The organism is Mesorhizobium sp. CNPSo 4688 (assembly GCF_057784295.1).
In genome coordinates this window covers 18,735-27,203 of record NZ_JBWLUY010000037.1, presented here as the reverse complement: position 1 = coordinate 27,203, position 8,469 = coordinate 18,735, and the positions used below count along the sequence as shown (strand labels likewise).

The 8,469-nt window shown below is 61.2% G+C and carries 10 protein-coding genes; 4 read left to right on the top strand and 6 right to left on the bottom strand.

Features of this window, described 5'->3' with window-relative positions; translation table 11 throughout:
- From AC04SH_RS33065 to AC04SH_RS33040, 6 genes are all read right to left on the bottom strand, one after another.
- Positions 1-1,043 (bottom strand): NAD(P)-binding domain-containing protein (locus AC04SH_RS33065; protein WP_488577918.1); only part of this gene is annotated, 1,043 nt, incomplete at its 3' end.
- The gene (locus tag AC04SH_RS33060; protein WP_488577917.1) at positions 1,043-1,609 is read right to left on the bottom strand and encodes an OsmC family protein; all 567 of its coding nucleotides are present in this window, start codon (positions 1,607-1,609) and stop codon (positions 1,043-1,045) included. The genes AC04SH_RS33065 and AC04SH_RS33060, both read right to left, overlap by 1 nt.
- A gap of 125 nt (positions 1,610-1,734) precedes the next feature.
- Complete coding sequence (locus tag AC04SH_RS33055) at positions 1,735-1,896, bottom strand: hypothetical protein (protein ID WP_477345360.1); 162 nt, start codon at positions 1,894-1,896, stop codon at positions 1,735-1,737.
- A gap of 539 nt (positions 1,897-2,435) precedes the next feature.
- A complete protein-coding gene (locus tag AC04SH_RS33050) occupies positions 2,436-2,921 on the bottom strand; it encodes a TspO/MBR family protein (protein ID WP_477345362.1) in 486 nt (161 codons plus the stop codon).
- Positions 2,922-3,815 (bottom strand): DUF1365 domain-containing protein, encoded by an 894-nt coding sequence (locus AC04SH_RS33045; protein WP_488577919.1) that lies wholly within the window; start codon positions 3,813-3,815, stop codon positions 2,922-2,924.
- Complete coding sequence (locus tag AC04SH_RS33040; protein ID WP_488577916.1) at positions 3,812-5,161, bottom strand: NAD(P)/FAD-dependent oxidoreductase; 1,350 nt, start codon at positions 5,159-5,161, stop codon at positions 3,812-3,814. The genes AC04SH_RS33045 and AC04SH_RS33040 overlap by 4 nt, the downstream gene beginning before the upstream one ends.
- A 145-nt stretch (positions 5,162-5,306) precedes the next feature.
- Here AC04SH_RS33040 and AC04SH_RS33035 point away from each other — a divergent pair, with 145 nt between their 5' ends.
- From AC04SH_RS33035 to AC04SH_RS33020, 4 genes are read left to right on the top strand one after another with little or no spacing between them, the layout of a single operon-like run.
- Positions 5,307-5,963, top strand: a complete 657-nt coding sequence (locus tag AC04SH_RS33035) for a sigma-70 family RNA polymerase sigma factor (RefSeq protein WP_488577915.1) — start codon at positions 5,307-5,309, stop codon at positions 5,961-5,963.
- Positions 5,960-6,604: a ChrR family anti-sigma-E factor gene (locus AC04SH_RS33030; RefSeq protein ID WP_477345368.1), complete on the top strand. Its 645-nt coding sequence runs from the start codon at positions 5,960-5,962 to the stop codon at positions 6,602-6,604. The genes AC04SH_RS33035 and AC04SH_RS33030 overlap by 4 nt, the downstream gene beginning before the upstream one ends.
- A gap of 8 nt (positions 6,605-6,612) precedes the next feature.
- A complete protein-coding gene (locus tag AC04SH_RS33025) occupies positions 6,613-7,428 on the top strand; it encodes a DUF1295 domain-containing protein (protein ID WP_488577914.1) in 816 nt (271 codons plus the stop codon).
- Positions 7,429-7,439: 11 nt separating this feature from the next.
- The gene (locus AC04SH_RS33020; protein ID WP_488577913.1) at positions 7,440-8,468 is read left to right on the top strand and encodes an SAM-dependent methyltransferase; all 1,029 of its coding nucleotides are present in this window, start codon (positions 7,440-7,442) and stop codon (positions 8,466-8,468) included.
- Position 8,469 lies beyond the last annotated feature (1 nt).

Sequence of the window (8,469 nt, the reverse complement as noted above, 5' to 3'; positions counted from 1 at the left end):
GCCCATAGCACCGTGCGAACGTCTTCGCCGAGTTTGAGTTTCAGTTGCGGCGCCGCGTCGATTGCAGTGGGGGCAAAACGCTCGATGGGACCGACGCCGGACGGTGCATTCGCCTCTGCCCATTCGTCGATCGATGCGAGCAGCCGGTTCATCTTCAGGTCGGCAAGCGCGCAGACGTTGCGAAGCGTTCCTGAAAACTGGGCTGTTGCGTCGCGAATGCCCATCAGGCGTCCGACGATTTTAACGCCTTGCCCCTGCAGGACATTGAGGTCGAGCGTGGTCCGGTCTGATGCGCCGACAAGCTGCGGCGACGGTACTCTTCGGGCGCGGTCGGGGTCGTCTGCCTCTTCGATGCGCTGGTCAAGCACACCGGTTGCAAGCATCCACCATTGAATATCGCGACCTCGATAGACGCGCGGCAGCCGGACGTGTTCGCCCACCGCGAGCGTGACAGGCCGGCCGCTGAGCTGGATCTCCTGCGCCAATTGCAGACCTGTCGCCGATGCCCCAACCACCAGCACCCCGCCAGGGACAAGCTGCCCGGGATTGCGGTAGGAGTGAGCCGACAGCTGTTCGAGGGTCGCTGGCATGGCATCGGCCAATCGCGGTATGACCGGCTTGTTGAAGCCGCCAGTGGCGAGCACCACGGCTCGGCACAGCCAGTCCCCATTTTGGGTTTCCACCCGAAAGCCGTGGCTGCTCTGCGCAACTCTGTTGACTGCGGTGCGTGTTAGAACTGGTGCTGATGTGTATGTGGCGTAATCGGAAATGAAATCGGCGACCTGCCCGGCGCTCATGTAGCCGTCCGGGTCGTCGCCCTGGTATGGGTAGTCGGGGAGCCGCGCCATCCAGTTGGGCGTGAGCAAGTGCAGCGAATCCCAGCGCTCCGTGCGCCAGCTATTCGCGACCTCGCCTCGCTCGAGAACCACATGTCTGAGCGAGTGCTGGCCCAGCAGATAGCTCATCGCCAGGCCCGAGTGACCGGCACCGATGACGACGACGTCAACGGTGCCGGCGATCCCGCGCGATGCGCTTTCGCTCATCAGGATTTGCTCGAGGTGACCGTTACATCGGTCGGGTTGGTGATCACGTCAAAGACGGCCGAGCGCTTCTGCGACTGCGCGACAAGAGCGGCGATGTCTTCCGCGCTGGCGTCCGCGTCGATGTCGTAGTGCACTTTGATGCCGTCGAAGCCGTTGCGCACGTCCGGATCGATGCCGAGGATGCCCTGGATATTCATGCCGGCTTCGAGCGTTGCCTTGACCGAGTGGAGCTGGATGTTGCGGTTTTGCGCAACAGCGGCGATACCCGCGGTGAGGCAGCCGGCCAGTCCGACCAGCACAAACTCGACGGGTGTCGCCCCCTTGTCCTCGGACGCAAAGATTTCCGGATGATCGGACTCGAACTTGTAGGTCTGGCGATGCTGCTGTTCTGCGCCCAGGCCGAAGAATCCGTCGACTGTAGCTCGGTTGTGGGTCCCCTTGACCCATTCGCTCGTCGCACGCCACTTGAAACGGGCGGCCTCGGGGGCATCCTTCAGCGCGTCGCGGGCGCCAAGCAAGGCGGCCACGTTGACACCATTGGTTGCGATTTCCGTGTGCTTGTTCATAGGTCTTACTCCTGTTGATAAATGAGGGTCCGACTTTTCAGCGGACGCATTGTCTCCCACGGACGTGTTGTACGCAGCATGGGAGTGGGCGTGGAATTCGCCTGGCTTCGCTCAGAGAACCGGCCTCAGCTGTCGGATGAGAGCCTTTTCAGGCGCGGCGTAACCGGCCAGCCAATGTCCTTTTGAATTTCCATCGGCAGGCTGTTCAGAACGCGTTCGGACTTTCGTGCTTCACGGGCGTTTTTGATGGCCGCCCCATAGCGCGCGACCGTTTCAAACACTGACATGTTCTTCTCCTGTAGAGCTTTCGGTGTCTCGGGCTATGCCAACGCAGCCGCTCAACGGTCTGTTAAATGCTCCACATTTGTATCTGCAAGGTTGCACCAAAACTGTCGTTTGGTAACAGAGGTCGCACATCTCGAAACATTTATGCTGTCAGAGGTTCGATCGCAGGTGTCGATCGATGCGGTAGTCTCGCAGCCCGCCAACGCCAAAAGAGCGAGAGCCGGGTCGAAGATTGAACCTCTTGTTCATTCTCTTCGTAGGTCATCCGTGAACGCTTGAAAGTGACCATCAGCGCTAGGGGATGTCGGGAAGATTTGGCGCCGTTACGACCCGTGAACTCGACTTCATCGTCACACCTTCCGGGCGGAGTATCCGCTGGCGTTAGATTATGTGTGGATTCGTACGGGCAAGCGGTGCACGAGGCTTACGGTGGGTGAATCTCTTCCGATGTCGGCCCTTTCAAAAGAGCGCCGGGCACCAGCTTGTGGTGAACGGGTGGGTAGTCGGCGGGGGTGGGTGGCGCGATATCTTCGACGCCCGGTTATGCTGGCGGCGACGCAACCGAATTCAGACGCCACACGGCGAAATTCAGCGCAGTGGCGAACGTAACCCACACAAGGTAAGGCACGAGCAGCAGCGCGGCGACAAAGTGGATAGGGTAGAAAAGCATGATGGTCGCGATGATGGAAATCCAGACCAGAACGATATCAACGAAGCCGAGATCGGGGCGGTGCAGACCGAAGAAGAGCGGCGACCACGCGGCGTTGAGAATGAGCTGCAATGCATAGACCGCCACGGGCAAGCCGGCGCCGGCGAAGCCGGCCTTCCGCCAGATCATCCACCCGGCAACCGCTATCATCAGATAGAGGACGGTCCACACCGGCGCGAAAAGCCTGTTCGGGGGCCTCCACGACGGCTTCTTCAGTCGCTCGTACCATTCGCCGGGGCGAAACAACGCGCCCATGAGCGCCGCGAGGAAACAGGCGGCAATGAAGCAGGCGAGTCCGATGATCGAAGCAATGTCCATCTACCCGGCTTTAGGGCCCATCGCCCTCCAAGGTCGACCGGCTCGGGGAAGTCGGCCATGCGCATTTGGCTTTTTTGTGCTCGATGGGATCTGCTCCGATCTCCCCCGCCTCTCCACGGCGACATCTGTGACGGGCTGGTGCGGGGGATGCGAGCGCTCGTTCGGGCGCATTCCCTTTGCCCAGAGAAGCAACGCCTCCCAGTGAATGCCGACGATGACCTTCAGCGTTAGAAGAGGGTAAGCCAAGAAGGTAGCCGCCAGCCTCGCGTCGCTGAGCGGATGCCGCTTGCCCGAGAAACTGGCGACGATCAGAGGTCCCTGACCGTCGCTGCCGGTTATGTGAAGCGACACGGCCTCATCGGGCAGGCCGATCCGGAAGCGATATTGAATGCCCATGCCAATGAAAGGCGAGACATAGAAGCGCTTGGCACAATGCTGCTCGACCACGCCTTGGCGTTCGCAATCCTCGACAGGGATGAGATACGTATGGCGCTGCCCAAACGTATTGTTCACCTCATAGAGGATGGCGGCGAGATCGCCCTGTCGGCGGTAGCAGAAATAGACGCTGAGCGGATTAAAGGCATAGCCAAGCATCCGCGGTATCGCCAGAAGCCGCACAGCACCGCCGTCGATCTCGATTCCGGCCATGTTCAGTTGGCGCTCGACATAGGCCTTGAGCGCGCCGCCGGAACCGTCGCCGTGGTCCCGGTCGGCAAAGCTCAAAAAATTGAACCGGTTGCGCGAGAAGAGCCATAGCCTTGCAGCTAGACTGTCGATCTCATCAAGGTCAAGCAGCAGAAAGAACATACGGTAGGACAGCCTGTGCCGGCGCGGTTTCAGGCGCTGGTGCATGACCCTGCCGGTATAAAGGGCTGATTGAACATCTGGCATCAGGCGGCTGCCAGATCAGGCCGCTCAACGGCTGCCGAAAGGTGGATCCTGCCCGATTCGTCGACCACATCCCAAGGGCGCCGTATGCCACCCAGCGCCTCGGCCACGGCAAGGCCGGACTGCAGTCCGTCCTCGTGAAAACCGGCACCGAAATAGGCGCCGCAGAACCAGGTGTTGCGGACCCCTTGGAGCGACCAAAGTTTCTTCTGGGCGCGCATAGCGGTGGTGTCGAATGCCGGGTGCTCGTAGGTCACGCTATGTTTTACCGCGCGAGCCTCGGGTTCCATAGCGGGGTTGAGCGTGACAAACAGCGGCAGTTGGTCAGGCAGGGACTGCAGCCTGTTCATCCAGTATGTGACCGAGAGCTGGCGGGTTTCACCGCGTGTATCGGCAAGGTAATTCCAGCTCGACCAGGCCCGCTTCCTGCGCGGCATGAGACGGGGATCCGAGTGCAGCACGGCCTCGTTTCGACTGTAGCCAAAGCTACTTAGCAACTGCTTCTCCTCATGGCTCGCGTCGGGAAGCATGGCCAGCGCCTGGTTGGCATGGGTCGCTACCACCACCTGGTCGAAGCATTGCTCGACGCCGTCAATATCGGTGAGCCATACCGCTCCCGAGTTCCGCGCAATGCAACGCACGCGACGCCCCAGGAATATCCGGCCGGTAAATCGACCAGCCAAATTCTCGACGTAATTGCGACTGCCGCCATCAACCGTCCGCCACATCGGACGGCCGGCCAACTTCAGCAAGCCGTGATTGTCGCAGAACCGGATGAAGGCGGCGGCCGGGTAGTTCCCGACTTCAGCCGCCGGCGTCGACCAGATCGCGGCTGCCATCGGGTACAGGTGGTCCTCGCGAAATGCTGCACCATAACCTCTGGCATCCAGATACTCGGCAAGGCTGCTCTCGCCGATCCGTGAGATGTCGTAGGGCGCTTCGCGATAGAATCGAAGCAACTCCCTAAGCATCTGCCAGAACCGTAGGCGTGTGACGTTGCCGGGATGTGCAAGAAGACCGCCCAACCCGGTCCCCGAATATTCCAGGCGGCCGCCGTCCAGCGAAACCGCAAAGGACATCTCGGATGGCTTGGTGCGCACACCTATATGGGCAAAAAGAGCCGTCAGATTGGGATAGGTTACCTCATTGTAGACGATGAATCCGGTGTCCACCTGGGTTCCGCCGGAATTGACAGTATTGCTGTGGCCGCCGAGCCGGGTATCTGCCTCGAACAGCGATACGTTGTGGCGCTGCGAAAGCAGCCATGCCGCCGACAGTCCGGATATCCCACTGCCAACGACCGCTATGTCCATCGGACGATCCGTGACCAGGCGTTTGCCCGCTGCCGTCATACGCACGCTCCAGTTTCCAGTAGAAGGGGATGCCCTCCTATCCTAACTTCAACTTCTACGCGGCCGCTGGCGGCATGGATCACAGTTGCGCGGAAAGCCGCGGAGGTTTGTGATCCGAACGCCCTCAGAGCGCGTATCAGGGCGCATGGATGCATCGGGATACGGGTTCATTGCCGGCACGGTTTCGCGTAGTTTCGATCTCACAAGGATTGAAAAGGCGATGACCATGCGCTCTGAGACGGGGCCGCTATCGGCTGAGGAAGCCAGGCGTCTGCTCGCCGCGGTAGCGGAAGGACGCGATCGTGCAGCCTTTGCCACACTCTTTGGTTTCTACGCGCCCCGACTGAAAGCCTTTATGATGCGCTCCGGCATGGCGGTTTCCATCGCCGAGGACATCGCTCAGGAAACCATGCTGCTGGTCTGGAAGAAGGCCTCGTACTTCGATCCAGCGCGTGCCGGGGTCTCGACGTGGATATTCACGATCGGCCGCAACGTTCGGATCGATCGGCTGCGCCGGGAAAGCCGGCCTGCGGCCGTTGTCAGCGCCTTCGATCCCTCGGACGAGCCCGATAGCCCGGTTTCGGGTGAGGCGGCGGTGATGGCGGCAGAGCGCGACGAACGCGTGCGCTCTGCTGTTGCCCTGTTGTCTCCTGAACAGGCCGATATTCTGCGGCTGTCCTTCTTCGGCGACAAACCTCAATCGGAAATAGCGAGCCAGCTTCGCATCCCGCTGGGTACCGTTAAATCCCGCGTGCGGCTGGCTCTCAGCCGCCTTCGCCTGATCCTGGACGACCTCAAATGATCAATCATCATCCAAGCGACGAGACGTTGCTCCGCCAAGCCAGTGGCTCCCTGGAGGCAGGGCCGCGAATTGTCGTGGCGGTCCATATCGGCGGTTGCCCGGCCTGTGCCGAACGAATTGCGCAGTTCGAAGCAACAGGCGGCTTGTTCCTTGATGAGATAGAACCGCAAGCGATGAGCTTAGATGCCTTGGACCGGCAGCTGGCGAGGATCGAGGTGGACGGCGAATGGCGCGAGGAGCATTCAAGACCCGCGCGCGCCGATCTCGGCATCCGCCTGCCCGATGCTCTGGATGGATGCGGCATTGGCCCATGGCGCTGGATCGGTCCTGGTGTGCGCTGGAGCCGGGTGACGGTTCCGCAAGATGCTGGCGCAAATGTCATGCTGCTGAAGGTGGCGGCCGGGCGCAGGATGCCGGAGCATACCCATTCCGGCTACGAATACACTCAAGTGCTGAAGGGCTCGCTTTACGACGCGCGTGGCCGCTACGGTCCGGGCGACCTGGATGAGGCTGACGATGAGGTTCAGCATCAGCCGGTCGTCGACGAGAGCGGGGAGTGCATATGCATCGCCGCCCTCGAGGGGCAGATGAGGCTGCGAGGCTTCTTTGGACGATGGATCCAGCCTTTGCTTGGCGGTTGAGACGTTCCATGAGCGTCGCTACCCCCCTCTTCCTTGTTGCTATCGGTCTTTCGGTGATCATGGTGGTGGCGTGGTACGTTGCTCTGAGAACGGGTCGGTCGGGGTGGATCGACGCGATCTGGTCATTCGCCGTGGGCATCTTCGGTGCTTGGGCGGCACTTTTCGTTTCACCCAGTGACAGTTCGGTGCACCGGCAATGGTTGGTTGCCATTCTGGCGCTGGCTTGGTCGCTGAGGCTAGCCCTCCACATCGCCAACCGGACAGCACGCAGCAGCCAAGACGATCCGCGCTACCGCCAGCTCAAGGAACAATGGGGCTCCAGCTTCCGAGCCAGGCTGTTTTGGTTTCTGCAGGTCCAGGCCGCGGCTGCTTTCCTGCTTGTGTTGTCGATCGTGGGTGCTGCCCACAATCCCGCCTTCGCCTTCGGTTCAAATGATTGGGCCGGTGTCACGCTAATGTTGCTGGCGGTTGGCGGCGAGGCGACGGCCGACCGCCAGTTGACGGCTTTCCGGGCGGCCCCCGCCAACAAAAGCCGGGTCTGCGATGTGGGCCTTTGGCGCCTGTCGCGCCACCCCAACTATTTCTTCGAATGGCTGGCATGGCTCGCCTATGTGGTGATCGGCATCGACCCTTCAGGTCACTATGCATGGGGATGGATCACGCTGGCCGGCCCAGTCCTGATGTACTGGCTGCTTGTCCATGTATCGGGCATCCCGCCGCTTGAGGCCCATATGTTGCGCTCGCGTGGCGAGCAATTTCGGCGCTACCAGGCGCGTGTCAATGCGTTTTGGCCAAGCCTACCAAAGGCGACTGCCGCCCATTGAAGGAGATGAAGGTGAGCCTGATCGCATCCGCAATCCGCGCTGTCGAGCGCGCCCCGTTGCCAGACTCCGCCACCCGCTACGGCATCGAGGTTCTCGTCGGTCGGACACGGCGGCGGCTGGCGGCGGGACCCTCAGTCGACGACGGGCGCTTTGCCAAAGACATGGCCGGCCGTTCAATAGCCGAGCACACGGCAGCCGCGAATGACCAGCACTACGAGTTACCACCGGAGTTTTTCGCGCTGACGCTTGGTCCCCGCCGCAAATATTCCTGCTGCCTATATCCCACGGGGAGCGAGACATTGGCCGAGGCGGAGATCGCCGCGCTGGAGCAGACCGTTGACCACGCAGGGCTTCGCGATGGTCAGTCGATCCTCGAACTCGGCTGCGGCTGGGGTTCGCTGACGCTGTTCATGGGGCAGCGTTTTCCGTCGGCCAGAATCGTGGCGGTGTCGAATTCGACTCCGCAGCGACTTTACATTCAGGCGGAGGCAGCAGCACTCGGGCTGCGCAATATCGAGGTCATCACCGCCGACATGAACGAATTCCAGCCGACGGCGCGGTTCGACCGCGTGGTATCGGTTGAAATGTTCGAGCACATGTCTAACTGGCTCGACCTGCTCGCTCGTATCCGAACCTGGCTCCAGCCCGAGGGCCGGCTGTTCGTCCACATCTTCAACCATCGCCATAGCCCTTACCGCTTCGACCATCGCGATGAGGCCGACTGGATTGCTCAACACTTCTTCACCGGTGGCATCATGCCGAGCCACAACCTTATCAGCCAATTCTCGGATTGCTTCTCGATCGAGCGCGAATGGCGGTGGAGCGGCCTGCAATACGCACGCACCGCCCGGCACTGGCTCGCGCGCTTCGACAACAACCGCAGCCAGATCGACGCCATTCTTTCGGCTGTCTATGGCGCTGATGCGTCGCTCTGGCGTCGGCGCTGGCGGCTGTTCTACCTCGCCACCGAAGGCCTGTTCGGCCATGTCACGGGTAAAGAGTGGGGCGTTAGCCACTACCTGCTCCGGCCGGCCGGCTGAC